Origin of the sequence: Burkholderia anthina, from assembly GCF_902498995.1 — a bacterium.
GTDB lineage: Bacteria > Pseudomonadota > Gammaproteobacteria > Burkholderiales > Burkholderiaceae > Burkholderia > Burkholderia anthina.
The window spans coordinates 1-24,815 of record NZ_CABVLY010000036.1; the positions used below are offsets into that span (position 1 = coordinate 1).

Below are 24,815 nucleotides of genomic sequence, written 5' to 3' on the forward strand. Positions count from 1 at the left end.
CCGAGGCGCTCTGAGATAAGCATCATCGTCTCAGACGCGGCAGGAATCCGCCGCCTTCAGGCGGCGGAGGATGTCAACCAGGCCCCGATGGTCGGTTCGCTGAGCGCGCTTGCGCCCGCGTTCCCGCTCGCGACGGCCCTCGTCGATCCGCTGCGCGGTGCGTACGAACGCGACGGGCGGGCCGATTTCTCGCTGCTGTGGTCGGGCGAGGCCGCGGCGCTTGCACGCGAGGAGGACGCGGGGGTGCTGACGCAGCGCCTGTGGGGCGACGCGCTGGCATGTGCGGCGGGCTGCGCGACGCATTTCCGCCGGGCGGCTGAGCGGGCGCGGCAGGCGGCACCGGCACGGCGCGTGGAAAGGGGGGCGAAAACGGACACGGAAAGCCGACCCGAACGCGACCCTGAAAAGGCTGCGGAAAAGGCCGCCGAAACGGCCCCGGGCGGGGGCCATCGGCGTATCATCCGGGTTTTCGTCAGCCCGATCCAGGCACCCCCACCATGACCTCCGTCGACACTACCCCCGTCCTCGACCATGACAAGCTCGTTACCTTCGTCGAGCGCAAGTGGAACGATGAAATCCTCCACGCACTGACCGACTACATCGCGATCCCCGCGAAGAGTCCCGCATTCGACCCCGACTGGGCGAAGCGCGGGTATCTCGAACGGGTCGTGACCGATGCCGCGCAGTGGGCCGAACGCCAGCCGGTGAAAGGCCTGAAGCTCGAGATCGTGCGTCTGCCCGGCCGCACGCCGGTGATCTTCTTCGAAACGCCCGCCACGCGCTCGGGCAGCACCGACACGATCCTGCTGTACGGCCACCTCGACAAGCAGCCCGAATTCGACGGCTGGCGCGCGGACCTCGGCCCGTGGACGCCGAAGTTCGAGAACGGCAAGCTGTACGGCCGCGGCGGCGCGGACGACGGCTACGCGATCTACGCAAGCCTCGCGGCGCTCGGCGCGCTCGACGAGCAGGGCATCGAGCGGCCGCGCTGCGTCGGCCTGATCGAGACCTGCGAGGAATCGGGCAGCTACGACCTGCTGCCGTACGTCGACGCGCTGCGCGACCGGCTCGGCCAGGTGTCGCTCGTCGTGTGCCTCGATTCGGGCGCCGGCAACTACGACCAGATGTGGCTCACCACGTCGCTGCGCGGGCTCGTGTCCGGCGACCTGCAGGTCGAGGTGCTCGAGGAAGGCATCCATTCGGGCGTGTACGGCGGCATCGCGCCGTCGAGCTTCCGCGTGATGCGCCAATTGTTCGACCGCCTGGAAGATGCGAAGAACGGCAACCTGCTGCCGGGCGTGTTCCATTGCGAAATTCCGGACAGCCGCGTGCGCGAAGCCGACGCGGCGGCCGCGATTCTCGGCGACACCGTGTGGAAGGGGCTGCCGTGGGCCTGCGGAATGGACGGCAGGCCCGTGCTGCCGACCACGACCGATCCGCGCGAGGCGCTGCTGAATTCGACGTGGCGTCCGTCGCTGTCGGTGACGGGCGCGGCCGGCATGCCGGCGCTCGCCGATGCGGGCAACGTGCTGCGTCCGCGCACCGCGTTCAAGCTGTCGCTGCGCCTGCCGCCGCTCGTCGATGCCGCGCAGGCCGTGCAGCAGCTGAAGGCGCTGCTCGAACTCGATCCGCCGTACAACGCAAAGGTCACGTTCAAGCCGGACGCGGGCGCCGCGACCGGCTGGAGCGCGCCGGATCTCGCACCGTGGCTCGCGTCGTCGCTCGATGCCGCATCGCGCCGCCACTTCGGTGCGGACTGCGCATACATGGGCCTCGGTGGCACGATCCCGCTGATGAACGTGCTGCAGGCCGGTTTCCCGTCCGCGCAGTTCATGGTGTGCGGCGTGCTCGGGCCGAAGTCGAACGCGCACGGCCCGAACGAGTTCCTGCACGTGCCGTACGCGAAGAAGCTCACCGCGGCGGTAGCGGACGTGATCGCGTCCGCGCGCTGAGCGCCGTTGCTGCCCATCCCGCCTCGACCCGATCCGACGGAGCCTTGCCGATGACCGCGCTGCCGACACCCGATACCGAACCGCTGCGCATGCGCGCCGAACCGCTGCATGCCTTCGTCGCGGCACTGTGGGAGCGGGCCGGCAGCGGCGAGCGCGAGGCGCGGCTCGTCGCCGATCATCTGGTCGGCGCGAATCTCGCGGGTCACGATTCGCACGGGATCGGGATGATCCCGAACTACGTCGCATCGTGGCGGGAAGGGCAGTTGCAGTTGAACGGGCACGCGTCGATCGTCCGCGACGGCGGCGCGGTGCTCACGGTCGACGGCGGACGCGGCTTCGGCCAGGTGATCGCGTTCGAGGCGATGGTCGAAGGCATCGAGCGCGCGCGCCGCATGGGCATCTGCGCGATCGGGCTGCGCGACGTGCATCACCTCGGCCGCATCGGGCACTGGGCCGAGCAATGCGCGCGCTCGGGGCTCGTGTCGTTTCACTTCGTCAACGTGCCGGGCGACCTGCTGGTCGCGCCGCTGCACGGCACCGATCCGCGTTTCGGCACGAATCCGTTCTGCGCCGCGTATCCGCGCGCGGGTCGGCCGCCGCTGCTGCTCGACTTCGCGACGAGCGCGATCGCATACGGCAAGACGCGCGTCGCCCATAACCAGGGCAAGCGCGTGCCGGCCGGGGCGCTGATCGATCATCTCGGCCGGCCGACCGACGATCCGGCCGTCATGCACGCGCAGCCGTTCGGCTCGCTGCTGCCGTTCGGGCTGCACAAGGGCTATGCGCTGGCCGCGATGTGCGAGATCTTCGGCGGCGCGCTGGTCGGCGGCCATACGACGTACGGCGACACGCTGCAGAAGACGAGCGCGATCGTGAACGGGATGCTGTCGGTGCTGATCGACCCGAACGCGTTCGATGCGGCCGATGCGCAGCGCGAGGCCGATGCGTTCGTCGCGTGGGCGAAGGCGTCGCCGCAGGCGGGCGATGCGCCGGTGCGGATGCCCGGCGAGCCGGAGGAGGCGAGTCGCGCCGAGCGTGGCGCCGACGGCATTCCGGTCGATCGCGCGACGTGGCGGCAGATTCGCGAAAGCGCGGCGCTCGTCGGCTTCGACGATGCCCGGCTCGACGCGTGGACGCAGCGCTGTACCGGCGCTGCGTGACCGGCTAGCCCGAGCGAGCGGCCGATGAGCTGGCAGGCGGACAAGGCGCATGGCGAAGAGATCGCGTATCAGATCGCGAGCCTTGGCCGTGTCGGCGTCACTCGGTTCTTCAGCGGCGCGGCGATGCGGCTCGATGGCGTGATGTTCGGGTTTCTCGCGCGCGGGTCGCTGTTCCTGCGGGTCGACGACGTGAACCGGCCGGCGTTCGTCGCGGCGGGGATGGGGCCGTTCTCGTACACGGGGCGCACGCGCACCGTCGCGCTCGAAGGCTATTACGAAACGCCGGCCGACGTGCTCGAGGATGCCGGCGCGCTGTTCGACTGGTGCCGCAGCGCGTATCGCGCGGCGCTGTTGGCGGGTGCGCCGAAGCGCAAGACGAAGAAGGTGGCCGGGCCGAAACCGGCGAAGGAGCCGGAATCGGCGGGAGCGTCGAAACCGGCAGCGAAACGGAGTGCGAAGCCGGCCGCGAAAGCGGCTGCGAAATCCGCCGCGAAAGCGGGCGCGAAGCCGGCCACGAAACCCGCCGCACAGTCCGCCCCGAAACCCGCGTCGAAGCGCAAGCAACCGTAGCATCCGCCGCACGCCGTCACGGCGGCGGGATGTCCGTTGTCCTTTCTTTCCGTTTTGTTCTTGCCGGGCGAGTCGGACGACACATCGCGCGCGGGGTACACGAAAGCACCGGGCTTGCCGCACCGCACATTCCCGATGCTTCACAACGGCGGTTGCGGCGTTTATGATCGGCGCGGGTCGCATTCGCGTCTCGCGTTCCCCGTGCCGGCTCCGACGCCGGCGCCGCGAACGGCGCATCGAACGCCGCGCGGCATGCCTTCCCCACTCATCACTCCACACGGAGACAGCCGATGCGCGTCCTGATTCTCGGTTTAGCGATCTTCCTCGGTGTGCACTCGATCCGGATCGTGGCCGACGGCTGGCGTACCGCGATGATCGGGCGGATCGGCGAGAAGGGCTGGAAGGCCGGATATGCGATTGCGTCGATCGTCGGCTTCGTGCTGATCGTGCGCGGCTACGGGCTGGCGCGCGAGAACGTGACGCTGCTGTGGGTGTCGCCCGTCGGCGTGCGTCACCTGACCGGCGTGCTGACCGCCGTTGCGTTCGTGCTGATCGCCGCCGCGTACGTGCCGCGCAACCGGATCAAGCCGCTCGTCCATCATCCGATGCTGGCCGGCGTGATGGTGTGGGCGGTCGCGCACCTGCTCGTGAACGGCACGCTGCATGCGGTCGTGCTGTTCGGCGCGTTCTTCGTGTGGTCGCTGATCGATTTCGTCGTGTCGCGCACTCGCGATCGCCGCGATGGCGTCCGCTATCCGCCGGGCCGGCTGTCGGGCGACATCGTCGCCGTCGTGGCGGGGCTCATCGTGTGGGCCGGGTTCGCGCTGTTCCTGCATGGCCTGCTGATCGGCGTGCGGCCGTTCGGTTGAACGGCCGCGCCTGCCAGGGTTGACCGGCGGGCGCGCACGAACCGGCCGCCGCACCCGCGTGTGTCGCGGGTCGAGGCCGCCGCGCGGCTGCCCGACCGCTCAGCGCACCGATGCCTGTCCGAGCGACGACGACTTGCGTCGCATGAAGTACGACGCGACGATCGCCAGCGCCGTCGACACCGTGAACCAGAACTGGAACTGCGAATCCGGGTTGAACGCCTGCGAGCCGAGCACGGCGACCAGCGCGAGCAGCGCGACCCAGTTCGATACCGGATAGAACCACGCGCGGAACGCCGACGGATCGCGCTGTGCGTGTTTCGTCTGCCGGCGCATCGCGAAGTGCGCGACGATGATGAAGATCCACACGATCATCACGAACGCGCCGCTGCTTTTCGCGAGCATCAGGAACAGGTCGCCGCCGCTGACGAAGTGAATCGCGAGGATCGACACGCAGAGCGCGAGACACAGCAGGAGCGCGTTCATCGGCACGCCTTTCGCGTTGGTGCGGCCGAACATCGCGGGCGCGTGGCCGCGCTGGCTCAGCGAGAACAGCATGCGCGAGTTCGAGAACAGGAACGAGTTCATCACCGACATGAACGACACGAACAGCACGAGCTTCATCGCGATGGCCGCGCCGGTGAAACCCGCCATGGCGAACAGCGACACGTACGGCGACTTCAGGTTGGCCTTGTCGGTCCACGGCATGCACAGGATCAGGATCGACACCGAGCCGACGTAGAACAGCATCACGCGCACGATCACGCTCTTGATCGCGCGGATCACGTTCTTGCCCGGGTTCTCCGATTCGCCGGCGGCGACCGCCGCGATTTCGCTGCCGCCCAGCGAGAAGATCACGACCATCACGCCCGCGAGCACGGGCGAGATGCCGTTCGGCATGAAGCCGCCGTGATCCGTCAGGTTCACGAGGCCGGGCGCGGGAATGCGCGGCTGGAAGCCGAGCAGGATCGACAGGCCGAGCCCCATGAAGACGATGATCGTCGTCACCTTCGCGAACGACAGCCAGTATTCGGCCTCGCCGAACGCGCGCACCGAATACGCGTTGCTCGCGATCAGCGTGACCAGCATGAACAGCGCGCCGCCCCATATCGGCAGCCACGGCAGGAAATCGTGGAGGATCGCGCCGAGCAGGATCGCCTCGACCGTGATCGTCATCATCGACTTGAACCAGTACAGCCAGCCGACCGCGTAACCGGCCCATTCGCCGAGATACGCGCTCGCATACGTCGAGAACGACCCGCTGTCCGGATTGCGCGACGCCATTTCGCCGAGCATGAACATCACCAGCGTGACGATCACGCCGCCGATCAGGTACGACAGGATCGCCGCGGGGCCGGCGGTCGCGATGATCGCGCCGGAGCCGACGAACAGGCCCGCGCCGATCACGCCGCCCAGCGCGATCATCGTGATGTGTCGTTGTTTGAGGCTCTGCCTCAACGAGTTGTCCTGCATCTCCTACCTCTATTTATTGTTGGCCGGGAAGGTATCGGGCGGGGGCGGCGGCTAGCGTTCCGCCGCCGCGCGAAGCGCCGATGTCGGGAGCGTGTGTGACGCGATGTGCCGGGCCGGCGGCGGATGATGAAGGGGGGCGCCGGCCGCGGATTGCCGAGCGTTGCCCGCGAGCAGGCGATGACGATGGCAGCCCCGGATTGTCGACGGACGCGGGCGCGACCGCAAACGAGATATCCGAAAGACGTCTTGCGGTTTGCTCATCAATTGGCGGTGCGTCGCGACCGGTGGCACGTCGGTCGTCCATGCCGACGTCGACATGAAGTACATGGCGGTGCATCGATGGGCGCGGCGCGGCGCTCCGTATATCGTGGTTTCCGCGCGGCAACGTCCGGATATCCGGCAGGCGTCGCGCCGACGACAACCACTGTATGGAGACTCGAATGACGCATACCCAGGTCGTGCCGTTGACGCGGTCACGCGCGCCGCTTCCGCCCCGTAATTGCACGTTCGACACGCGCGATTGGGAAATCCTGAGCCGCTACTGGCATCCGGTGGCGTTCGCGGCCGACGTGGGCGCGCGCCCGCTCGGCGTGACGCTGCTCGACGAGCGCCTCGTGCTGTTCCGGTCCGGCGACGCCATCGTCGCGGCGCGCGACGTATGCCCGCACCGGGGCGCGCCGCTGAGCCTCGGCTGGGTGGCGGGCGACCGGCTCGTCTGTCCGTATCACGGCCTCGAATATGCGGCAGACGGCAAATGCGCGCACATTCCGTCGCAGCCCGACGGCCCGATTCCCGACCGCCTGTGCCTGACGACCTATGCGGTGCAGCAGGCATACGGGCTCGTGTGGGTGTCGCTGGGCGGCGGCGAAGTGCCGCTGCCGGATTTCCCCGCGTGGAATGCCGAGGGCTTCCAGCAGATCCTGCCGCCGTCGATCGACATCCGCGCGTCGGCCGGCCGGCAGACGGAAGGCTTCATCGACGTCGCGCACTTCGCGTGGATTCATCACGAGAGCTTCGCCGACCGGCGCAATCCGGTGGTGCCGCAGTACGCGGTCGAGCGGCGCGAGAACGGCCTGCGCGCGGAATACGTGAGCACCGTCAGCAACTTTCCGCGCGCGATGCAGCATCGCGCGCCGGAGGGTTTCCCGTGGCGGCGGGTGTTCGAGGTCGACGTGCCGTTTTTCGCGCGTCTCACCGTGCATTTTCCGGAAGGCGGCCGGCTCGCGATCCTGAATGCGGCCAGCCCGGTTTCCGCGCGTCTGACGCGTCTGTTCGTGCCGATCGCGCGCAATTTCGATCACGACCTGCCGCTCGACGACGTATATGCGTTCAATCGCCAGGTCTTCGAGGAAGATCGCGCGATCGTCGAGCAGCAGTGCCCGGAGGATCTGCCGATCGACCGTTCGCATGAAGCGCCGATCCTGGCCGATCGTTCGTCGGGCGCGTACCGGCGCGCACTCGGCGAGCTCGGTCTCGGCCAGTCTTATGCGCGCTGAGCGGCGCACGGGAGAAGCGATGAAGATCTGGGAATGCGTGATCTGCGGGTTTCGATACGACGAGGCCGAAGGCATGCCGGAGCACGGGATCGCGGCCGGCACCCGCTGGGAGGATGTGCCCGACGACTGGATGTGTCCGGACTGCGCGACCGGCAAGCACGACTTCGACATGCAGGTGGTGCAGGCATGAGCACATCCGAAACGTCGGGGAACCGGAGCGATCCGGTCGTCATCGTCGGCACGGGCCTCGCCGGTTATACGACGGCGCGCGAGTGGCGCAAGCTCGACGGCGAGACGCCGCTCGTGATGATCAGCCGTGACGATGGCAGTTTCTATTCGAAGCCGGCACTGTCGAATGCGCTCGCGCAGCGCAAGACGCCCGAGCAGCTCGCGATGTCCGACGCGCGGACGATGGCGGCGCAGTTGCGCGCGACCATCCTGACGCACTGCGCGGTGCGGCAGATTCGCGCGGCGACGCGCGAGATCGTGCTCGACGACGGCCGCGTGCAGCGCTATCGCGCGCTCGTTCTTGCAACCGGCGCGGATGCGCGGCGTGTGCACTGCGAAGGGGACGGCGCGGCCGACATCCTGTCGATCAACGATCTGGGCGACTACGCGCGCTTTCGCGACGGGCTGCGCGATTGCCGCTCGGTCGCGCTGCTCGGCGCGGGGCTCATCGGTTGCGAGTTCGCGAACGATCTGGTCGCGGCGGGGCTGCCCGTCACCGTGATCGATCCCGCCGACGCGCCGCTGTCGCGGCTGCTGCCGCCGGAGGCCGGCGACGTGTTCGGACGCGCGCTGAGCGACGCGGGCGTGCGCCTGCGGCTCGGCGCGGGCGTGCAGTCGGTTGCGCGGCTCGCACGCGGGTACCGGCTCGTCCTGACGAGCGGCGAGCCGCTCGAGGCCGACCTCGTGGTGTCGGCGATCGGCCTCGTGCCGAGAACCGCGCTCGCGCGGGAAGCGGGGCTCGACGTCGCGGACGGGATCGTGACCGACGCCTGGTGCCGCACCAGCGTGCCGGACATCTTCGCGCTCGGCGACTGCGCGGCGATCGAAGGACGTGTCCGGCCGTACGTGTTGCCCATCATGCACGCGGCACGCGCGCTCGCACAGTGCCTGCGGGGCACGCCGACGCGGGTGGCGTTTCCCGTGATGCCGATCGTCGTGAAGACGCCGGCGATTCCCGCCGTGGTGGTCGCGGCGGACGGCGGCGGGCGCTGGACCACCGACGTCGGCGTGGGGAACGCGCCGCGTGCGACGCGTGCGCTCTACGCGGATGCCGATTCCGGGCGCATCACGGGCTTTGCACTGCTCGATGCCGCGACGGCGGAAAAGGCTGCGTTGCTGAAGACGATGGCCGGCGACGCGCCGTCATAGCGCGGGCCGCATCGATCCCGAACCGGCGCTTTTCCAGGAGCGCCTTCGACAGGCAGCCCCTTCGCTGACCGACCCCTGTCGCGGACGTGGCCCGCGCGATCTGCGCGGATCCGTCCGTTCGTTGCCGCGAGCACTCGCTCGCGGCTTTTTTGCCTTTCAGTGGAGCGGGCGCACGCCGTCCGGCACCAGCGTCTTCGCAACGCCCGACACGAGGCGCCGCAACCAGACGGCGGCGGCGCTGCGATGCGTGCGGTCGTGCCAGAGCTGGTAGTAGGTCAGCGCCTGCGGCTCGCACGGAATCGGTTCGATGCGCAGCGGCAGCAGCGTGCAGAAATGCGTCGCCAGCGCGCGCGTCGTGGTGAACAGCAGGTTGGAACGCATCAGTACATACGGCGCCATGCCGAAATACGGCATCGTCGTCGTGACGTTTCTCGACAGGCCGCCGCGCGCGAGTTCGCGGTCGATGGTGCCGAGCCCCGTTGCGTGATGCGTGGTCACGCCGAGATGGTCGGCTTCGCGATAGAGGCTGGCGGTGAGCCGGCCGGGCCTGATCGGATGATCGTTGCGCATCAGGCACACGAGATCGTCTCGACACAGCGGCTGCAGATGCAGTTGCTGCGGTGGCGTGCCCCAGTTGCCGACCGCGAGATCGAGCGTGCCGCTTTCGAGCGCGTGTTCGTATCCGCCGTCGACGGTCATCAGGTGCTGGAACTCGATGCGCGCGCCTGGCGCCTCGTGCTTGAATGCGTCGACGATCGCGGGAAGAAAGAACACGTCGAGATAGTCGGGCGAGCCGATCCGGAACGTGCGGCGCGTCGTGGCGGGGTCGAACGTGCTGGCGGGATTCAGCACGGCCGCGATGCCCGCGAGCGCCTGGTCGAGCGGCTCGACCAGCGTCATCGCGTGGCTGGTCGGCACCATCCGGCTGCCGCTGCGGACGAGCAACGGATCGCCGGTGATCGCGCGCAGCCGGCGCAATGCGACGCTGATGGTCGGCTGCGATTGCCCGAGCAGCGCCGCGGTTCGCGACACGCTCGATTCGGTGATGAGCGTATGAAGAATCTTCAGAAGATGCGCGTCGATGACGTGTCGGGACATACCGGCTGCCGATGGGGTGAAGGGTAGCTCGATGTATACGTAGCGATATTTCGGGCGTCAATCGAGCGCGACGCCGGCGGTGTCCGGCAGCCCTTGCGGGGCGGACTTCATAACGGTGCGGATATCGCGTCTATGTTCGTGCGGCCATGGCCGCCGGGCGATTGCCGGTGCGCCGGCGCCGGCCGTTCCTGCGCGTGCGTCAGATCGGCTTGACGAACAACCCGACCGTGAGCGCGACGCCGATGCAGACGATGCCGATCCGCAGCACGCGCTCGTTGACGCGATGCAGTGCCCACGCGCCGAGCAGGCCGCCCACGATCGCGCCGCCGCCGAGCGCGATCGCCGCGCGCCAGTGCAGGTCGGGCGAGGTCACGAACAGCACGACCGCCGACGCGTTCATCACGCCGGCGAGCGCGTTCTTGGTCGACATCGCGTGACGCGGCGACAGGCCGGCCATCGTCAGCGCGGCCATCATCAGGAAGCCGATTCCGCCGCCGAAGTAGCCGCCGTAGATCGCGATCAGGAACTGCGAGATCGCGGCCGTGACCGGGCCGAGATGCCGTGCGCCCGCCCCGGGCTTGCGGAAGAAGCTGCCCCACGCGAACACGACCGTCGCGAACAGCACGAGCCACGGCACGAGGTGCGAGAAGATCGACGACGGGGTTTTCAGCAGCAGCAGCCCGCCGAGCGCGCCGCCGACCACGCTGATCGCGAACAGCGCGCGAAACGACAGCTTGCCCGCGCCTTGCACCATGCTCCGGCTGGCCCACCCGGTGGTGACCTGGCCGGGGAACAGCGCGACCGTCGACGTGATGTTCGCCGCGAGCGGCGACATGCCCGACACGATCAGCGCGGGCAGCGTGACGAACGAGCCGCCGCCCGCGAGGGCGTTCTGCAGGCCGGCCCACAGGCCGGCGAGGATGATGAGAGCGAGCATCGGTGCGGGGGCGCAGAGGTGGCGGGCTCGCATGCCGGAGGCGGGCACGCGCGGTGGTCGCTCGATGGTAATGCAGGATGGCCGGCGCGCAAATGGGGGCAAGCGCGGGGCTTCGGACGTGCGGGGCCGGGGGGCGAAGGGGGCTTGTCGTGTCACGCGGCCATGTCGCCATGCCGTTGTGCCGTCGTGTCGTCGTGTCGTCGTGTCGTTATCGCGCCAACGTCGGTTGGGCGAGCGTCCGGTGCCACGTCATTCGTCCGGCTGCGCGGCGGGTTCTTGCGCTGCCGCATCGCCTTCGACGTCCGGATAGACGATCGAACCGTCCGCCCGGATCACCGCGCCGGCCGTGAGGCGTGCAGGCTCCACGCGGTGCTTGCCCATGATGTGCAGCACCGTTTCGCCGCGCGCGATCAGGTAGTCGGACACGATGCGCCGGTGACAGCGCCACCACACGGCTTCCGAGCACATGATCGCGCAGCGCTGCGCGTGCCCCTGCGCGATCAGCCGGTCGAGGCCCGTTCGAAACTCGGGCGACAGCGCGTAGTCGGCGTAGCGATGGAAGCTGCGGTTCGTCCAGAAGTCGTTGACCTCGTCGGGCACGCCGCGCGACTTGCCGCGCAGGCCGCCGAGTTCCGCGATGTGCTCGTACGCGATGTCGACCGCGGCCAGCGCATCGGGCAGCGTCGCTTCGTTGAATTGCGGATTCGTGCGCGAGCGCGTCATCTTGCGGATGTCGGCGAGCAGCGCGATGTCGACCGCGTCGAGCATCTCGACGAACTCGTCGAGCGTGCGGTTCGAATGACCGATCGTGTAGAACGGGCGCGTCACACGCTGTCCTTGCCCTTGATGCGTTCGAGCACGCGGCCGCGATGCGCGGCGATGTGGTCGGTGCGGTCGCTCTTGATCTCGTATTGCGGATCGTCGGACGACGCGCGGTGCCGATGGCCCTTGTAGTCGAAATCCTGCGTGTGGATCGCGATGATCGTGCCGGTCACGTAACCGGCTTCGGAATTCCAGCGGACGTGGTCGCCCACCCTGAATCGCATCGTCATGCGGGGAGCCTCCTTGCATCGGTGCGTGCGCGGGTTGCACGGTGGTCATTATCGGCGCTGTCGGGGCGCGGAGAAAGATACAGCGGGCAGGGTAGCGCCGTGCGCAATCACCACGCCGTCCCCCATTTTCCCCTCTTGCTCTCGTGAAATTGCCGTGCTAATTTTTCATGAAATTAATTGACGAAAATTTCACGGGAGTCCGCATGTTCGTGCAGTCCGACCGTCACGTCGCAAGCTACTACGCCGGCACCTACCCGGCGCCGATTCCGCATCGTCCCGCACTGGATGAACGCATCGACGCCGACGTGCTGGTTGTCGGCGCGGGGTTCAGCGGGCTGCATACGGCGTTGCGCCTCGCGCTCGCGGGCAAGCGCGTGGTCGTGCTGGAAGCGAGCCGCGTCGCGTGGGCGGCGTCGGGCCGCAACGGCGGGCAGGCGCTGCTCGGCTGGTCGTGCGACATGCAGCCGCTCGAGGCTTCGCTCGGCCGCGACGGCGCGCGCGTGCTGTGGGACAGCATGCGCTGGGCCGCGGCCGAAGTGCGCGAGCTGCCCGCACGAAACGGTTTCGACATCGACTACCGGCCCGGCAGCCTGTGGGCGGCGGTAAGGCCACGCCGCGTGGCGATGCTCGCGCAGGCCCGCGACGAAGCGGCCGAGCGGTGGGGCTACGACCGGCTGCGCGTGATCGAGCAGGGCGAGATGCCCGAATGGATCGGCAGCGCGCGCTATCTGGCCGCGCTTTACGATCCCGAGGCCGGGCACCTGAATCCGCTGAAGCTCGCGCTCGGCCTCGCGCAGACGATCGAACGCGCGGGCGGCCGCATCTTCGAACAGAGCCGCGTGCTCGATTGTCGCGAGACGGCGGGCGGCCATGTTGCGCGCACCGCGCACGGCGAAGTGCGCGCCGACGTGCTCGTGCTCGCGTGCAACGCCTACGTCGACCGGCTCGATCCCGAGCTGTCGCGCCGGCTGCTGCCGGTCGGCACGTACCAGGTCGCGACCGCACCGCTTGCCCCGGACGTCGCGCGCGCGCTGCTGCCGCGGAACAGTTGCGTGATCGACAACCAGTTCGTGCCCGACTACTTCCGCCTGAGCCCCGACAACCGGCTGCTGTTCGGCGGCGGCTGCACCTATCTCGGCGGCATACCGGCCGACATCGCGGCGGCGACGCGTCCGCACCTCGAACGCGTGTTCCCGCAACTGAGCGGCGTGCCGCTCGATTACGTGTGGGGCGGCCACATCGACATCAGCATGCGGCGCACGCCGGACATCGGCCGCCGCGGCCAGCGCTTCTGGCTGCAGGGCTTTTCTGGGCACGGCGTGCTGCCGACGCTCGCCGGCGCGCGCGCGGTCGCCGACGCCGTGCTCGGCGACGACCGCCTGCTCGCGCAGTACCAGCGCATTCGCAACCCGCGCTTCCCCGGCGGCGACCGCCTCGCCGCGCCGCTGGAAGCGATCGGCAAGGCCTGGTACCGTTTGCGCGATACCGTCTGACGCACCGGATTCCAACATGAACGAACAGGAAGAAATAGAAAGTCTGGCGATCCTGATCCGCGATCTGCGCAAGCATCGCAAGGTCACGCTCAACGATCTCGCCGAACGGATCGGCCGCTCGGTCGGGTTTCTGTCGCAGGTCGAACGCGGGTTGTCGCGCCCGACGGTGGCCGATCTCACCGCGATCGGCGAGGCGCTCGGCGTGCCGACCACGTATTTCTACAGCCTGAGCAAGCCGCGCAGCGTGCCGTGGGTCACGCGGCCCGACGAGCGGCGCACCGTGTATTACGCGGCCGGCATCACCGACATCCTCGTGTCGCCGAACATGCGCTCGCGCTTCTCGATCCTCGAAAGCCATCTCGCGCCCGGCGCGAGCAGCGGCGAGCGGCCGGTCGACGACAGCGACGAGCAGGGCGGCTTCGTGCTCGAAGGCGAACTGACGATCTGGGTCGACGGCGACGACACGCCCGTCACGCTCGGGCCGAACGACGCGTTCCAGTTGCCCGCGCACAAGCGCTTCCGTTACGCGAACCTGAGCGATGCGCCGGCGCGCGTGATCTGGGTTTTCACCTGAGTTGTCGGCAGGGCGGCCCGACGGATCGCCGTGTTGCCGGCGTGCTGGTTTGCAGTACTGATCGACATCGGGCATGGGGCATTGATGCATGCCGATGAATCCGGGTCGCCGCAAGGCGGCACCGCCATACAGAACATGGAAAGGATGAGACATGGCTGACGTCGTTACCGTGCTGGTCGATGAAGTGCGCGCCTTTCGGCAGGCGCACCCCGAGATCCGTTATGTCGACCTGATCTGTCTCGACCTGCCCGGGCACTTCTACGGCAAGCGCTATCCGATCGATGCGCTCGAGAAGGTCGCGGCGGGCTCGCTGCTGAAGCTGCCGCAGAACTGCGTGCTGCTCGGCACGCAGGGCGGCCTCTACAAGATCGGCGATTACTGCTTCAACGACGGCGACCCCGATGCGCCGCGCCGGCTGATTCCGGGCACGCTGAAGCCGGTGCGCTGGGAGCGTCAGCCGCTCGCACAGATGCTGATCAGTTCCGACGGCACGGACGCGCCGATCGAGTTCGAGCCGCGCGAAGTGCTCGCGCGCGTGCTGCGGCGGTTCGCGGCGCGCGGGATCCGGCCGGTCGTCGCGTTCGAGCTGGAGTTCTACCTGTTCGCCGCGCAGCTCGCGGACGGGATGCCGCAGTATCCGCGCGACCGCCTGAGCGACGACCGCGACGATCAGCCGAACATGCACATCGAGCGCCTGTCGCGCTTCTCCGACGTGCTGCACGAGATGGTCGAGGCCGCGTGCGAGCAGGGCGTCGACGCGACGGTGATCACGGCCGAGCTCGGCCCCGGGCAGTTCGAGATCAACTTCGGCCATACCGACGACGCGTTGCGCGCGGCCGACTGGTCGGCGCTGTTCTGCCGCAGCACGCGCGGCGTCGCATTGCAGCACGGCTATCGCGCGAGCTTCATGGGCAAGCCGTATCTGCACGCGCCGGGCAGCGGGATGCACGTGCACGTGAGCCTGTACGACGAAGCCGGCCGCAACCTGCTCGCCGCGGACGGGCAGCGGCCGTTGCGGCATGCGGTGGCCGGCTGTCTCGCGCTGCTGCCGCATTGCATGCCGGTGTTCGCGCCGAATCACAATGCGTTCCGGCGCTACGGATCGATGGTGAACGCGGCGAGCCGCGCGAGCTGGGGTTTCGAGGATCGCGACGCGTGCATCCGGATTCCGGAGTCGGATGCGCGCAACCTGCGGATCGAGCATCGGCTCGCGAGCGCGGACGCGAATCCGTACCTGGTGCTCGCGGCGATCCTCACCGGCATGGAGCACGGGCTCGACGCGCGGAAGGAGCCGATTGCCCCGCTCAACGACGATCGCGGCAGCGGGATCGATTTCCCGAAGGAGATGCTGTCGGCCGTCGCGGCGATGCAGGATCACGCGGCCGTGCGCGACGGGCTCGGCAGCGAATTCGTGATGGTGTATTGCGAGAACAAGCGGCAGGAGGAGCTGGATTTCCGTAACGAGATCGGTGCGCGGGAGTATCGGTGGTTTCTGTGACGAAAGGGGCGGGGGAGTCCGCTCCCCCGTTCGTCTCCCGCATTTCGGTCGGTGGCCGGGCGAGGTCCGTCGGTCAGTCGTTGGCGAATCTGAAAAGGCCCAACGTCGAAATACCGAAAAAAGCTTTCAATGCGGCGGCAAGTGCAAGGCGTTGTTCCAGCCATTCCGCTTTATGGTCGAAGAATCGAGCCGCGCCTTGCTGCAGCTGCTGGCGTTCGACCCCTGCGCGCAGCAAGCCGAACGCGAGGAATCGTTCCAGGAAGTCGGCACGGTCTTCGTCGAAGCCGAGCAGATTCCTGACTTCGGACAGCGACATGCGAGCGGTCTCGTTCGCCTGATTGTCAGGGGCGGTCGAGCGACGAATGAAGGCAGTCAGTTGCTCGTGCAGCGTATTGCCCGAGTCGACGGGTTCAGGATCACTATGGAAGGTGATGTCCGAATGGTCGGTGAAGCAATAGTTGTGCTTCAGCACCTTGACCTGCGTGTGAGGGGGGATCGAGACCAGTCCTTCGAACGCCGGCAACCTGCACCATTCGTGACCACCGATACATGCGACTTCGATGGCGATGGAGGAAGGGTTGTATGTGAGCACGCATCCTCCCCGAGAGAGCGATGGCTCATGCAGCTCCATTTCCAGGCGGGTGTGAAAGATCGGCGCGACGTAAGCGACGCCGGTCGGATTCTTTTTCCACATCGCGTGAAGGATGTTGTGCTGCCAGACCGTCGGATCCTCCTTGTCGGCTGGATCGTTCGGTGCCCTGAGCGCGAAGGAGTAAAACGGCGCCAGCGGCCAGCCCTTCGTCGCACAGAACTTGTTTCGCTGGTCGTAAAGCGTTCCTTTCGTCAGAAAGTCGCTGGTCTTGAACTGACAGTAGAACGAAGTGAGCCCGACGATTTCTGCGTCGTAACCGAGGTATTTCTCTTTTCCCGGAGATATCTTCAGCATCTTGTACGCGTTGCCGGACGAGTAGAACTCGTGGACGAGAAGGCGTTGAACGTAAAGTTCCAGTTCGCTCTCAATGAAGTCACTTTTCATCGTATGAGTGGGAATCGATGACTGTTTTTATCGTGTATGCGACGCTCTTTGGTCGCGAGCGCCGCATAATGTGTCTCTGCAACCCGTCTCTGAACCCGTTACTCGCCGAGCTTCGACATCACGCATCCCGTGCTCGAACATTCGCGCTCGCGTTCGCGCAGGAACGACAGCCGCGACTGCGTCATGTCGGTCGCGCACTGCAGATCGACGAGGTAGCCGTTGTTGCGCGTCTCGCTGCATTGCGCGTCGCGCTGCTTCAGCCATGCGAGCTGGCCGGCCTTCAGCGTGGCCTGCTGGTCGCCGCTCAGTTGCTTGCGCAGGCGGCCGTACTCGTCGTTGAGGTCGCGGTCGGTCTGGGAAAATTGCGTGCTGCTGCAATACACCTGGTCGAACGCGCTGTGCGGCTTCGCACAGCCGGTCGCGTGCGCGGCGAACGGAACGGCAAGCGCGAGCAGCGCGCAGGATGCGAGCAGATTCTTCTTTTTCATGGTGATGCTCCTCGGTGGGTGAAAACCGTTGAAACCGGTCGACGTCGTCGGTTACCGGGCGGCCGTGCATGCGTCGGCGCCGCCCGCGATCGCGGTGGCCAGACGCTGGATCGTCTCGCGCTGCGCGAGCCGTTTTTCCTCGTCGGGATTGACGATCACGCCGGCCTCGACCAGCACGGCCGGAATCGGTGCGGTACGCAGCACGACCAGATCGTCGAAGCGGTGGATGCCGAGTTGCGGATCGACGAGCGGGCGGTTCTCGCCCTTGATCGGCTGCGCGTGGTACAGCGACGGCCGTTCGCCGGCCGCGACCAGCCGTTCGGCGATCGCTTTCGCGCAACGCAGGCTTGCCGCGTAATGGGGATTGCGCTCGGACACGAACACCGCGAAGCCGCGGAATTCGCGTTGACGGCCCGCGTCGATGAACTGCTGCTGCATCGAATCGTGATGGATCGATACGAACAGGTTCGCGTCGGGCGCCTGCGTCGAACGCTGGTCGAGCGCGATCTCGCGGCCGTCGGCCGACGTGCGCAGCACGCGATCGCCGTGCGCCGCGAGCTTTTCGGCGACGGCGGCGGACAGGTCGAGGTTGTACCGGTATTCGACGCGGCCGCTCGCGCCGGTGGCGCCTGGATGGGCCGGCGTATGACCGGTATCGACGACGATGTAGCGGCCCGATGCGGGCTGAGCGTCGGCGCTTGCGTCGTTGGCCGCGTGCAGCGCCAGCGGCGCGCCGAGCAACGGCGTGCATGCGAGCAGGCGCGCGGCGGCACGCACGAGCGGGCGCAGGCGTCGGAGGGTTCGATTTGTCATTGTTGTCGTCGAGGAGGGCTGCGGCGCGTCGAATGGCGCGGCACCGTCGGCCTGCTCGATGCAGTCGGAATGTGGCGCGATTATAGCGGGTGGCAGCGGCGGCGCAATGACGGCACGGCTGCCGCCGCGCGGGCGCGAGCCGGTGTTCAGGCGAGCACGCGCCGGGCCGCGAGCATGCCCCAGTAGGACGCTTCCTCGAACAGCGACAGTCCCGACAAGTCCGCATGCGCGAACACGACGGGGCCGTCGGCATCGCGCAGCGCGAGCAGCCCCGGCCGGCTCAGGAAGCCGACGTCGGGCGTCGCCATCGCGTGGCCGCGCACGGTGATCTCGAGCGCGCTCGCATGCTTCCACAGCTCGCGTCCATACACGGCCTGCAGGTCGATCGCCGCCTGCTCGCGCAGCGCATCGGGCTTCGCCTGCGCGAGCCAGCGGCGCGTGTCGTCGGGCGCGCGGGTGCTCAACGCCTGATACGCGGAGAACACCGAACGCGTGGGCGGCGACATGCGGATCAGCTGATGCGTCGATACGACATAGCCGAGCCCCGCGCCATCGTAGACGACGTTGTCCCACGCGAGCGGCACGCCGGCTTCCTCGGCCGGCATCCCGTCGAGCAGGAAGTTGGACACGAGCCACGGCGCGCGCGGCGGCAGGTCGCGTGCGGGATCGAAGCCGGAGGCCCGAAGCTGCGGAAACACGCGCGCGGCGACGAACAGCGGCATCGCGCTGACGACGCGCCGCGCCTTCAGCGTAAAGGTGGACAGCGTGCCGTCGTCGCCGACGCGCGCGCACAGCACGTCGACGCCGCCCGCGCGTTCGGTTGCATGAACCGCGAAACCGTCGCGCGACCATGCGTTCGAACCGGTACGCGCGGTGATCGAATCGCTCAGCTTCGTCACCATCGTATGCAGCCCGTCGGGCCAGGTCAGCACCGCGCCGTCGCTCGCATTGCGCGCATGGCCGCCGCGCGACGAGAAGTAGTGGAGGCCGGCCCAGGCGGACACGTGCTCGTAGCCGGCGCCGTAGTCGTCGCGGCAGCAGTAGTTCAGATACCAGTGCAACGCGGTCGCGGTGTAGCCCTCGTCGAGCAGCCACTGCCGGAACGAGCGCCGGTCGAGCGCGCGCCACTGCGGGTCGTGCGACGATTCCGCGACCGGAATGCAGAACACCTTGCGGCCGTCCGCGCCGCGCGCGGTGCGCAGGCTGTCCGTGTACGCGAAGAAGCGCGTTTGCTGCGCGAGCGCGTCGGCGCCGAGGCCGGCCGTCGGCACGATGCCGTCCTGCCACTGTCCGTTGATGAACAGCCGCTCGTCGGGGGCGTGCACGAGCACGCGTTCGTCGTACACGGGGCGTGCGGAGAACGGCGCGGATTCGATCACGCCGAGGTCGGCGAGCATGTCGCGCAGATGCGCGGATTCGAGCGACGGCAGCGGCAGATAGTGCGCGCCCTTCGGATAGTCGAGATCGCCGAAGCGGCCGCCGGCCGCATTGCCGCCGAATTCCGGGCCGGCGAGCACGACGAAGCGCCGGTGGCCGGCACACGCGAGCTGCCACGCGCACGACAGGCCCGCCGCGCCGGCGCCGAGGATCGCGACGTCGGTCTCGATCGTGCCGGACGGCAGCGGCAGCGCGGCATGATCGCGCAACGCATGGCCTTCGCGCATGCCGGGATAGCCGACGCGCGGCGTCGTCTCGATCCAGCCGGTGCGGCCGCACGCGGCGAGCGACGCGGCCGCGGACGCGACGAGGAACGTGCGGCGGTCCATCAGCGCAGCACGTGCTTCCAGTCGTCGTCGAAGCGGCGCACGAGCGGCTGGTCGTTGAGTTCGTTCGGCGACATCGACAGCGCCGGCATGTCGGCCGGGAAGTGGAACATCTCGACGGCCGTCTGCGCGTCGAGCCAGCGCGTGGGCACCGAGTAATGCGTCGGTATGGTGAAGTCGCGGCGCTTGCCCGCGATCACGAAGCCCCAGTCGCCGAACGACGGCACATAGCAGTGGTACGGCCAGGTGTTGAAGCCGGCTTCGTGCAGCGTCGCGATGATGGTCCAGTACGCATGCGGCGCGAAATACGGCGACGTCGACTGGATCACCGCATAGCCGTTCTCCGACAGATGGCGCGCGAGCAGCCGGAACACCGGCACCGAATACAGGCGGCCGAGCCCGAAGTTGGTCGGATCGGGGAAGTCGACGACGATCGCGTCGTACACGTCGGCGTTCGATTCGAGCCAGCGCACCGCGTCGTCGTTGATCACGTGCACGCGCGGGTCCTTCAGCGAACCCTGGTTCAGCTTCACGAGCGGCGCGGAGGTCGAGAACAGCTTCGTCATCGCGGGATCGAGATCGACGAGCGTGATCTGTTCGAGATTGCGGTGCTTGAGCAGTTCGCGCACCGCGAGGCCGTCGCCGCCGCCGAGCACGAGCACGTGTTTCGCCCACGGCAGCGCCTCGATCGCCGGGTGAATCAGCGCCTCGTGATAGCGATGCTCGTCGCGCGACGAGAACTGCAGGTTGCCGTTCAGGTACAGCCGCATGTCGTCGTGCCACTGCGTGAGCACGATGCGCTGATAGGGCGTCGTTTCCGAATAGATCGTCTCGTCGCCGTACACGCCGTGCTCGGCCCAGTGCGTGATGCGGTCGGACAGCGCGAGGCCGGCGACGAGCAGCCCGATCACGAGCGACGCGCGCATCAGCTTGCCGCGCACGTTGCGGATCTCGTCGCGGAACAGATGCGTGGTCCACAGCGCGACGAAAGCGTTCAGCAGCCCGAACAGGAAGCTCGTGCGCAGCAGGCCGAGACGCGGCGCGAGCACGATCGGGAAGATCAGCGACACGGCGAGCGAGCCGAGATAATCGAAGGTCAGCACTTCGCTGACGGTATGGCGGAAGGCCTGGCGGCGCTGCTGGAACGCGCGCATCACGAGCGGGATCTCCATCCCGATCAGCAGGCCGAGCGCGAGCACGAGCGCGTAGAGCGCCGCGCGGAACGGCGCGGCCAGCCACGCGAACACCGCGAACAGCAGCGCGGCCGATACGCCGCCGAGCAGGCCGACGAGCAGTTCGATGTCGACGAAGCGGTCGAGCACGTCGTCGTCCTCGATGAACTTCGCGAGCCACGAGCCGATTCCCATCGCGAACAGGTAGCAGCCGATCACCGACGAGAACTGCAGGATCGAATCGCCGAGCAGGTAGCTCGACAGTGCGCTGCTGATCAGTTCGTAGCCGAGCCCGCACGATGCGAGCACGAGAATCGACAGGACGAGCGCACGCTTATGCAGCATGGCGCATCCGTTGTGCAGTGTTCGTCAATGTGGATATACTGGCGCGGATTTTCATGGGGCGGCCATCCGTGGGGCAGCGCTGCATGGGCCGACCGGCGACGGGGCAGCGAACCGAGCACAAAATCCGAGGAAAAGAATGAATAGTGCCTATCTTTATGCGGTTCATTTGCTGTCGGCGTTCGTGCTGCTTTTTGTGTTCGCGGCAGTGTACCTGAAGGTCACCCCGTTCGACGAACTGGCGCTGATCCGCGACGGCAACGCGGCCGCTACGCTGTCGTTCGGCGGTGCGCTCGTCGGCTTCTGCCTCACGCTCGCGTCCAGCATCGCGCACAATTCGACGCTCGGCGAAGTCGTGCTGTGGGCCGTCGGCGCGATGGCCGTGCAGCTCGTCACCTATGCGGTGCTGACGCGCCTGATTCCTGGCATGAACCATGCGATCGAGGATCGCAACGTCGCGATGGGCGGCCTGATGGGCACCGCGTCGCTCGTCGTCGGCATCATCAATGCCGCCTGCCTGACCTGACGCGCCACGCGCTCGAGGAGACCGACATGAGTCTGGGATCGTTTATCCGCAAGCAGTTCATCGACGTCCTGCAATGGACGGAAGACACCGACGGCGTGCTGGCCTGGCGCTATCCGATGGAAGACCAGGAGATCCAGTACGGCGGCCAGTTGACCGTGCGCGAAACGCAGGTCGCGATCTTCGTCAACGAAGGCAAGGTCGCCGACGTGTTCCAGCCCGGGCTGTACAAGCTGGAAACGCGCACGCTGCCGGTGCTCACGTACCTGAAGAACTGGGACAAATTCTTTCAGTCGCCTTTCAAGTCGGATGTCTATTTCTTCAGCACGCGGCTGCAGCTCGGCCGGCGCTGGGGCACCGCGCAGCCGGTGACGATCCGCGATCGCGAGTTCGGTTTCGTGCAGTTGCGCGCCTTCGGCATCTATTCGTACCGGATCGTCGATGCGGCCGCGTTCCATCGCGAGGTCAGCGGCACGCGCGCGCAGTACACGGTCGACGATCTCGAACAGCAACTGCGCAACCTGGTCGTCACCGCGATGAGCACGACGTTCGGCTCGGCCGACGTGCCGTTCGTCGACATGGCCGCGAACCAGTCGCTGCTGTCGCAGCGCGTCGCCGATGCGCTGGTGCCGGTGTTCACGCGCTACGGTCTCGCGCTCGACGCGTTCGCGGTCGAGAGCGTGTCGCTGCCCGCGGAGCTGCAGAAGGCGCTCGACCTGCGGATCGGCGCGGGGATGGCCGGCGATCTCGCCCGTGCGACGCAATACCAGACCGCGCAGGCGATCCCGCTTGCCGCGCAGAACCCGGGCGGCATCGCGGGCGTCGGCGCGGGGCTCGCGGCCGGCGCGGCGATCGGGCAGGCGATGGCAGGCCAGATCACGGGAGCCGCGCAACCGGCACCGGCCGCCCCGCCCGCGCCGGTTGCGGCACCGGTTGCCGCTGCCCCGCCAGCCGTGCCGGCCGAGGCGACGGACTACGTGCAGCGGCTGGAGCAATTGAAGGCGCTGCTCGACAAGGGCCTCGTGACCGAAGAAGACTATTCGCGCGCGAAGGCGGAAATCCTCGCGAAGCTCACCCGGTAAGCGTCGCGCATGTTCAGTACCTCGTGCCCCCAGTGCGGCGCGCCGGTCGAGTTTCGCTCGGCGGCGGCGGTGATGGCCGTCTGCGCGTTCTGCCGCAGCACGCTGCTCAAGCGCGGCGCCGACGTCGAGCGCATCGGCGAGCTGGCCGCCGTGCTCGACGACGCGTCGCCGATCCAGCTCGGCACGACCGGACGCTACGGCAAGCGCACGTTCACGGTGCTCGGGCGCATCCAGATGACGTACGACGCCGGCGCGTGGAGCGAGTGGTACGTCGTCTTCGACGACGGGGCATTCGGTTGGCTGTCCGATGCGTCGGGCCAGTATGCGGTCACGGTGCGCGAGCCGGACGATACGTCCGGCGGTGCGTGGCCGTCGTTCGACACGCTCGAGCCCGGCATGCGGATCGACCACGGCGGCCGTGCGTATCTCGTGTCCGACGTGCGTACCGCACGCTGCACGGGCGGGGACGGCGAGTTGCCGTTCCGCGTCGATGCAGGCTGGGAGGCGCGTGTCGTCGACCTGCGCACCGGCAACGCGTTCGCGACCTACGACTATTCCGACGCGGATGCGAATGGCGGAAGCCCGGCCGTCTATACGGGCGAGGCGCTGGCATTCGACGCGCTGGCGTTCACGGGGCTGCGCGATAGCGAAACCGATACGCGCGAGAAACGCGGCGCGGCGATGGTGCCGTTCGCGTGCCCGAGCTGCGGCGCGCCGTTGTCGTATGCGCCGAACGTGGCCGACTATGTCGTGTGCGGCAGTTGCCACGCGGGCGTGCAGTGCACGGCCGAGCAACAGACGGTATTCGCCGCGCAGCGCAAGCTCGATGCGGTGAAGGGCGCGCTGGAACTCGGGGCGACGGGCACGTTCGACGGCGTGAAGTACACGGTAATCGGCATGATGCGCTGCCGCGTGCCGGGCGACGACGAGACGTGGGACGAATACCTGTTGCTGAACCCGAAACGCGGCTTCCTGTGGCTCGTGCAGAGCGAAGGACGCTGGGAGCGCGTGCAGGTGCTCGATCACTGGCCGACGATCGGCGGCGAATCCGACGTGACCGAAGGCGGCAAGACTTACCGGCTGCGCGAGACGTACGACTCGGAAGTGGTGTACGTGGTCGGCGCATTCAACTGGCGCGTGCAGGTGGGCGACCGCACGTCGATCGTCGACTACGGCTGGCAGAAGGACAAGCTCACGCGCGAGCGCAGCACGGCGGAAATCGTCTGGTCGCGTGCGCGGCCGCTGTCGGGCAGCGCGCTTGCCGAACGCTTCGCGACGCCGGCGCTCGCGACCGCGGCGGTTGCGTCCGCAACCGGTTCCGCGACGAAGTCGACGGGCCTGTTCGGCACGAAGCATCCGCACAGCTTTGCGCCGCTGCCGCTCATATTCAGCGCGCTGCTCGTGTTCTTCAACACGGGTTCGCTGTTCTCGTTCAGCGGCCGCTCCGTCTACGTGCTGATCGGCCTGCTCGTGCTGTGGCTGCCTGAATGGCTGTGGAAGGGTTTCGCAACGGACGGAGGCGATTCCTGATGCGCTACATCCTCTACGGCATCTACGGGCTGATCGTCGTCACGTTGTTCAGCTGCGCGTCGATCGGCGGCAGCGGCTCGGGCGGCAGCGGGTGGGGGAGTTCGTCCGCGCGCAGCGGCTACTCGTCGTACGGGTCGCACAAATGACGGCGCGCGCCCGTATCGCTCCGCCGCGCGCCACGCTCGGCTCGCACGTGCTGGCCGACCTGGCCGGCATCGATGCGGCGCTGCTGCGCGATGCAGGACGGCTCGAGACGATGCTCACCGACGCCGCGCGGCAGGCCGGTGCGCGCGTGATCGGCGCGCATTTCCATCATTTCGGCGGCGAGTGCGGCGTGACGGGCGTCGTGCTGCTTGCCGAATCGCACATCACGATTCATACGTGGCCCGAGCATGGCTTCGCGGCCGTCGATGCGTTCATGTGCGGCGCCGCGCGGGCGGCCGATGCGGTCGATGCGATCGCCGCCGCGCTCGGCACGCACGCACAGGTTCGGCAGCAGGTGGCACGCGGCGTCGCGTGA

At 68.0% G+C, this 24,815-nt stretch carries 25 protein-coding genes and 1 pseudogene; 16 read left to right on the top strand and 10 right to left on the bottom strand.

What is annotated here, in order from left to right; all coding sequences use genetic code 11:
* The 5 genes and pseudogenes from BME24068_RS35185 to BME24068_RS31490 all read left to right on the top strand — a co-directional run.
* Positions 1-501 (top strand): annotated as a pseudogene (locus BME24068_RS35185) (hypothetical protein); the annotation flags it as partial.
* Positions 498-1,952 (top strand): M20 family metallopeptidase, encoded by a 1,455-nt coding sequence (locus BME24068_RS31475; RefSeq protein ID WP_174928410.1) that lies wholly within the window; start codon positions 498-500, stop codon positions 1,950-1,952. The pseudogene BME24068_RS35185 and the gene BME24068_RS31475, both read left to right, overlap by 4 nt.
* 50 nt (positions 1,953-2,002) lie before the next feature.
* Positions 2,003-3,112, top strand: a complete 1,110-nt coding sequence (locus BME24068_RS31480; protein ID WP_174928411.1) for a malate/lactate/ureidoglycolate dehydrogenase — start codon at positions 2,003-2,005, stop codon at positions 3,110-3,112.
* Between the two features lie 24 nt (positions 3,113-3,136).
* On the top strand, positions 3,137-3,682 hold the full coding sequence (locus tag BME24068_RS31485) for a TfoX/Sxy family protein (RefSeq protein WP_174928412.1): 546 nt from the start codon (positions 3,137-3,139) through the stop codon (positions 3,680-3,682).
* Between the two features lie 290 nt (positions 3,683-3,972).
* Positions 3,973-4,551 (top strand): NnrU family protein, encoded by a 579-nt coding sequence (locus BME24068_RS31490; RefSeq protein WP_096508161.1) that lies wholly within the window; start codon positions 3,973-3,975, stop codon positions 4,549-4,551.
* 99 nt (positions 4,552-4,650) lie between these two features.
* Here BME24068_RS31490 and BME24068_RS31495 read toward each other — a convergent pair whose 3' ends face one another.
* On the bottom strand, positions 4,651-6,021 hold the full coding sequence (locus tag BME24068_RS31495) for an amino acid permease (protein ID WP_174928413.1): 1,371 nt from the start codon (positions 6,019-6,021) through the stop codon (positions 4,651-4,653).
* Between the two features lie 440 nt (positions 6,022-6,461).
* On the opposite strand from BME24068_RS31495, the gene BME24068_RS31500 reads away from it, so the two are divergent.
* Genes BME24068_RS31500 through BME24068_RS31510 form a run of 3 tightly spaced genes read left to right on the top strand, consistent with a single transcriptional unit; the run spans position 6,462 to position 8,894 of the window.
* Positions 6,462-7,517 (top strand): aromatic ring-hydroxylating oxygenase subunit alpha, encoded by a 1,056-nt coding sequence (locus BME24068_RS31500; protein ID WP_096508159.1) that lies wholly within the window; start codon positions 6,462-6,464, stop codon positions 7,515-7,517.
* Between the two features lie 19 nt (positions 7,518-7,536).
* Positions 7,537-7,707, top strand: a complete 171-nt coding sequence (locus tag BME24068_RS31505) for a rubredoxin (RefSeq protein ID WP_174928414.1) — start codon at positions 7,537-7,539, stop codon at positions 7,705-7,707.
* Positions 7,704-8,894 (top strand): NAD(P)/FAD-dependent oxidoreductase, encoded by a 1,191-nt coding sequence (locus BME24068_RS31510; protein ID WP_174928415.1) that lies wholly within the window; start codon positions 7,704-7,706, stop codon positions 8,892-8,894. Before BME24068_RS31505 ends, BME24068_RS31510 begins: the two co-directional genes overlap by 4 nt.
* 156 nt (positions 8,895-9,050) lie before the next feature.
* Here BME24068_RS31510 and BME24068_RS31515 read toward each other — a convergent pair whose 3' ends face one another.
* The 4 genes from BME24068_RS31515 to BME24068_RS31530 all read right to left on the bottom strand — a co-directional run bounded on the left by BME24068_RS31515 (position 9,051) and on the right by BME24068_RS31530 (position 11,981).
* Positions 9,051-9,992, bottom strand: coding sequence for a LysR substrate-binding domain-containing protein (locus BME24068_RS31515; protein ID WP_096508156.1), 942 nt, complete (start codon positions 9,990-9,992; stop codon positions 9,051-9,053).
* Positions 9,993-10,191: 199 nt separating this feature from the next.
* Positions 10,192-10,929, bottom strand: coding sequence for a sulfite exporter TauE/SafE family protein (locus BME24068_RS31520; RefSeq protein WP_096508155.1), 738 nt, complete (start codon positions 10,927-10,929; stop codon positions 10,192-10,194).
* A gap of 249 nt (positions 10,930-11,178) precedes the next feature.
* Positions 11,179-11,757, bottom strand: a complete 579-nt coding sequence (locus BME24068_RS31525; RefSeq protein ID WP_174928416.1) for a DUF488 domain-containing protein — start codon at positions 11,755-11,757, stop codon at positions 11,179-11,181.
* The gene (locus tag BME24068_RS31530; protein WP_174928417.1) at positions 11,754-11,981 is read right to left on the bottom strand and encodes a hypervirulence associated TUDOR domain-containing protein; all 228 of its coding nucleotides are present in this window, start codon (positions 11,979-11,981) and stop codon (positions 11,754-11,756) included. Before BME24068_RS31530 ends, BME24068_RS31525 begins: the two co-directional genes overlap by 4 nt.
* Before the next feature lie 203 nt (positions 11,982-12,184).
* Here BME24068_RS31530 and BME24068_RS31535 point away from each other — a divergent pair, with 203 nt between their 5' ends.
* The 3 genes from BME24068_RS31535 to BME24068_RS31545 all read left to right on the top strand — a co-directional run bounded on the left by BME24068_RS31535 (position 12,185) and on the right by BME24068_RS31545 (position 15,546).
* Entirely contained in the window at positions 12,185-13,474 is a 1,290-nt protein-coding gene (locus tag BME24068_RS31535; protein ID WP_174928418.1) for an NAD(P)/FAD-dependent oxidoreductase, read from the top strand.
* A gap of 16 nt (positions 13,475-13,490) precedes the next feature.
* Positions 13,491-14,048 carry a helix-turn-helix domain-containing protein gene (locus tag BME24068_RS31540; protein ID WP_096508151.1) on the top strand — a complete coding sequence of 186 codons (558 nt, stop codon included), beginning with the start codon at positions 13,491-13,493 and terminating at the stop codon, positions 14,046-14,048.
* A gap of 151 nt (positions 14,049-14,199) precedes the next feature.
* Positions 14,200-15,546 (top strand): glutamine synthetase family protein, encoded by a 1,347-nt coding sequence (locus tag BME24068_RS31545; RefSeq protein WP_174928419.1) that lies wholly within the window; start codon positions 14,200-14,202, stop codon positions 15,544-15,546.
* A gap of 73 nt (positions 15,547-15,619) precedes the next feature.
* Here BME24068_RS31545 and BME24068_RS31550 read toward each other — a convergent pair whose 3' ends face one another.
* The 5 genes from BME24068_RS31550 to BME24068_RS31570 all read right to left on the bottom strand — a co-directional run bounded on the left by BME24068_RS31550 (position 15,620) and on the right by BME24068_RS31570 (position 21,163).
* Positions 15,620-16,582, bottom strand: coding sequence for a hypothetical protein (locus tag BME24068_RS31550; protein ID WP_174928420.1), 963 nt, complete (start codon positions 16,580-16,582; stop codon positions 15,620-15,622).
* 98 nt (positions 16,583-16,680) lie between these two features.
* Entirely contained in the window at positions 16,681-17,070 is a 390-nt protein-coding gene (locus tag BME24068_RS31555) for a lysozyme inhibitor LprI family protein (RefSeq protein ID WP_174928421.1), read from the bottom strand.
* Positions 17,071-17,121: 51 nt separating this feature from the next.
* On the bottom strand, positions 17,122-17,883 hold the full coding sequence (locus tag BME24068_RS31560) for an N-acetylmuramoyl-L-alanine amidase family protein (protein WP_174928422.1): 762 nt from the start codon (positions 17,881-17,883) through the stop codon (positions 17,122-17,124).
* 146 nt (positions 17,884-18,029) lie between these two features.
* Entirely contained in the window at positions 18,030-19,649 is a 1,620-nt protein-coding gene (locus tag BME24068_RS31565) for an NAD(P)-binding protein (RefSeq protein ID WP_174928423.1), read from the bottom strand.
* Positions 19,649-21,163: a polyamine aminopropyltransferase gene (locus tag BME24068_RS31570; RefSeq protein WP_174928424.1), complete on the bottom strand. Its 1,515-nt coding sequence runs from the start codon at positions 21,161-21,163 to the stop codon at positions 19,649-19,651. The genes BME24068_RS31565 and BME24068_RS31570 overlap by 1 nt, the downstream gene beginning before the upstream one ends.
* Before the next feature lie 136 nt (positions 21,164-21,299).
* Between BME24068_RS31570 and BME24068_RS31575 the strand changes: the two genes are divergently transcribed.
* The 5 genes from BME24068_RS31575 to speD are packed head-to-tail and all read left to right on the top strand — an operon-like array spanning position 21,300 to position 24,815.
* On the top strand, positions 21,300-21,686 hold the full coding sequence (locus BME24068_RS31575) for a DUF350 domain-containing protein (RefSeq protein WP_014898735.1): 387 nt from the start codon (positions 21,300-21,302) through the stop codon (positions 21,684-21,686).
* Positions 21,687-21,712: 26 nt separating this feature from the next.
* The gene (locus tag BME24068_RS31580; protein ID WP_174928425.1) at positions 21,713-22,765 is read left to right on the top strand and encodes an SPFH domain-containing protein; all 1,053 of its coding nucleotides are present in this window, start codon (positions 21,713-21,715) and stop codon (positions 22,763-22,765) included.
* 9 nt (positions 22,766-22,774) lie between these two features.
* Positions 22,775-24,295, top strand: a complete 1,521-nt coding sequence (locus BME24068_RS31585) for a DUF4178 domain-containing protein (protein WP_174928426.1) — start codon at positions 22,775-22,777, stop codon at positions 24,293-24,295.
* Complete coding sequence (locus tag BME24068_RS31590) at positions 24,295-24,441, top strand: hypothetical protein (RefSeq protein WP_162840577.1); 147 nt, start codon at positions 24,295-24,297, stop codon at positions 24,439-24,441. Before BME24068_RS31585 ends, BME24068_RS31590 begins: the two co-directional genes overlap by 1 nt.
* Positions 24,438-24,815, top strand: a complete 378-nt coding sequence (gene speD / locus BME24068_RS31595) for an adenosylmethionine decarboxylase (RefSeq protein ID WP_174928427.1) — start codon at positions 24,438-24,440, stop codon at positions 24,813-24,815. The genes BME24068_RS31590 and speD overlap by 4 nt, the downstream gene beginning before the upstream one ends.

Bases quoted from the DNA above. Each gene is read 5' to 3' on its own strand.
- BME24068_RS31475 (WP_174928410.1), top strand. From the start codon at position 498: ATGACCTCCGTCGACACTACCCCCGTCCTCGACCATGACAAGCTCGTT.
- BME24068_RS31480 (WP_174928411.1), top strand. From the start codon at position 2,003: ATGACCGCGCTGCCGACACCCGATACCGAACCGCTGCGCATGCGCGCC.
- BME24068_RS31485 (WP_174928412.1), top strand. From the start codon at position 3,137: ATGAGCTGGCAGGCGGACAAGGCGCATGGCGAAGAGATCGCGTATCAG.
- BME24068_RS31490 (WP_096508161.1), top strand. From the start codon at position 3,973: ATGCGCGTCCTGATTCTCGGTTTAGCGATCTTCCTCGGTGTGCACTCG.
- BME24068_RS31495 (WP_174928413.1), bottom strand. From the start codon at position 6,021: ATGCAGGACAACTCGTTGAGGCAGAGCCTCAAACAACGACACATCACG.
- BME24068_RS31500 (WP_096508159.1), top strand. From the start codon at position 6,462: ATGACGCATACCCAGGTCGTGCCGTTGACGCGGTCACGCGCGCCGCTT.
- BME24068_RS31505 (WP_174928414.1), top strand. From the start codon at position 7,537: ATGAAGATCTGGGAATGCGTGATCTGCGGGTTTCGATACGACGAGGCC.
- BME24068_RS31510 (WP_174928415.1), top strand. From the start codon at position 7,704: ATGAGCACATCCGAAACGTCGGGGAACCGGAGCGATCCGGTCGTCATC.
- BME24068_RS31515 (WP_096508156.1), bottom strand. From the start codon at position 9,992: ATGTCCCGACACGTCATCGACGCGCATCTTCTGAAGATTCTTCATACG.
- BME24068_RS31520 (WP_096508155.1), bottom strand. From the start codon at position 10,929: ATGCTCGCTCTCATCATCCTCGCCGGCCTGTGGGCCGGCCTGCAGAAC.
- BME24068_RS31530 (WP_174928417.1), bottom strand. From the start codon at position 11,981: ATGACGATGCGATTCAGGGTGGGCGACCACGTCCGCTGGAATTCCGAA.
- BME24068_RS31535 (WP_174928418.1), top strand. From the start codon at position 12,185: ATGTTCGTGCAGTCCGACCGTCACGTCGCAAGCTACTACGCCGGCACC.
- BME24068_RS31540 (WP_096508151.1), top strand. From the start codon at position 13,491: ATGAACGAACAGGAAGAAATAGAAAGTCTGGCGATCCTGATCCGCGAT.
- BME24068_RS31545 (WP_174928419.1), top strand. From the start codon at position 14,200: ATGGCTGACGTCGTTACCGTGCTGGTCGATGAAGTGCGCGCCTTTCGG.
- BME24068_RS31550 (WP_174928420.1), bottom strand. From the start codon at position 16,582: ATGAAAAGTGACTTCATTGAGAGCGAACTGGAACTTTACGTTCAACGC.
- BME24068_RS31555 (WP_174928421.1), bottom strand. From the start codon at position 17,070: ATGAAAAAGAAGAATCTGCTCGCATCCTGCGCGCTGCTCGCGCTTGCC.
- BME24068_RS31560 (WP_174928422.1), bottom strand. From the start codon at position 17,883: ATGACAAATCGAACCCTCCGACGCCTGCGCCCGCTCGTGCGTGCCGCC.
- BME24068_RS31565 (WP_174928423.1), bottom strand. From the start codon at position 19,649: ATGGACCGCCGCACGTTCCTCGTCGCGTCCGCGGCCGCGTCGCTCGCC.
- BME24068_RS31570 (WP_174928424.1), bottom strand. From the start codon at position 21,163: ATGCTGCATAAGCGTGCGCTCGTCCTGTCGATTCTCGTGCTCGCATCG.
- BME24068_RS31575 (WP_014898735.1), top strand. From the start codon at position 21,300: ATGAATAGTGCCTATCTTTATGCGGTTCATTTGCTGTCGGCGTTCGTG.
- BME24068_RS31580 (WP_174928425.1), top strand. From the start codon at position 21,713: ATGAGTCTGGGATCGTTTATCCGCAAGCAGTTCATCGACGTCCTGCAA.
- BME24068_RS31585 (WP_174928426.1), top strand. From the start codon at position 22,775: ATGTTCAGTACCTCGTGCCCCCAGTGCGGCGCGCCGGTCGAGTTTCGC.
- BME24068_RS31590 (WP_162840577.1), top strand. From the start codon at position 24,295: ATGCGCTACATCCTCTACGGCATCTACGGGCTGATCGTCGTCACGTTG.
- speD (WP_174928427.1), top strand. From the start codon at position 24,438: ATGACGGCGCGCGCCCGTATCGCTCCGCCGCGCGCCACGCTCGGCTCG.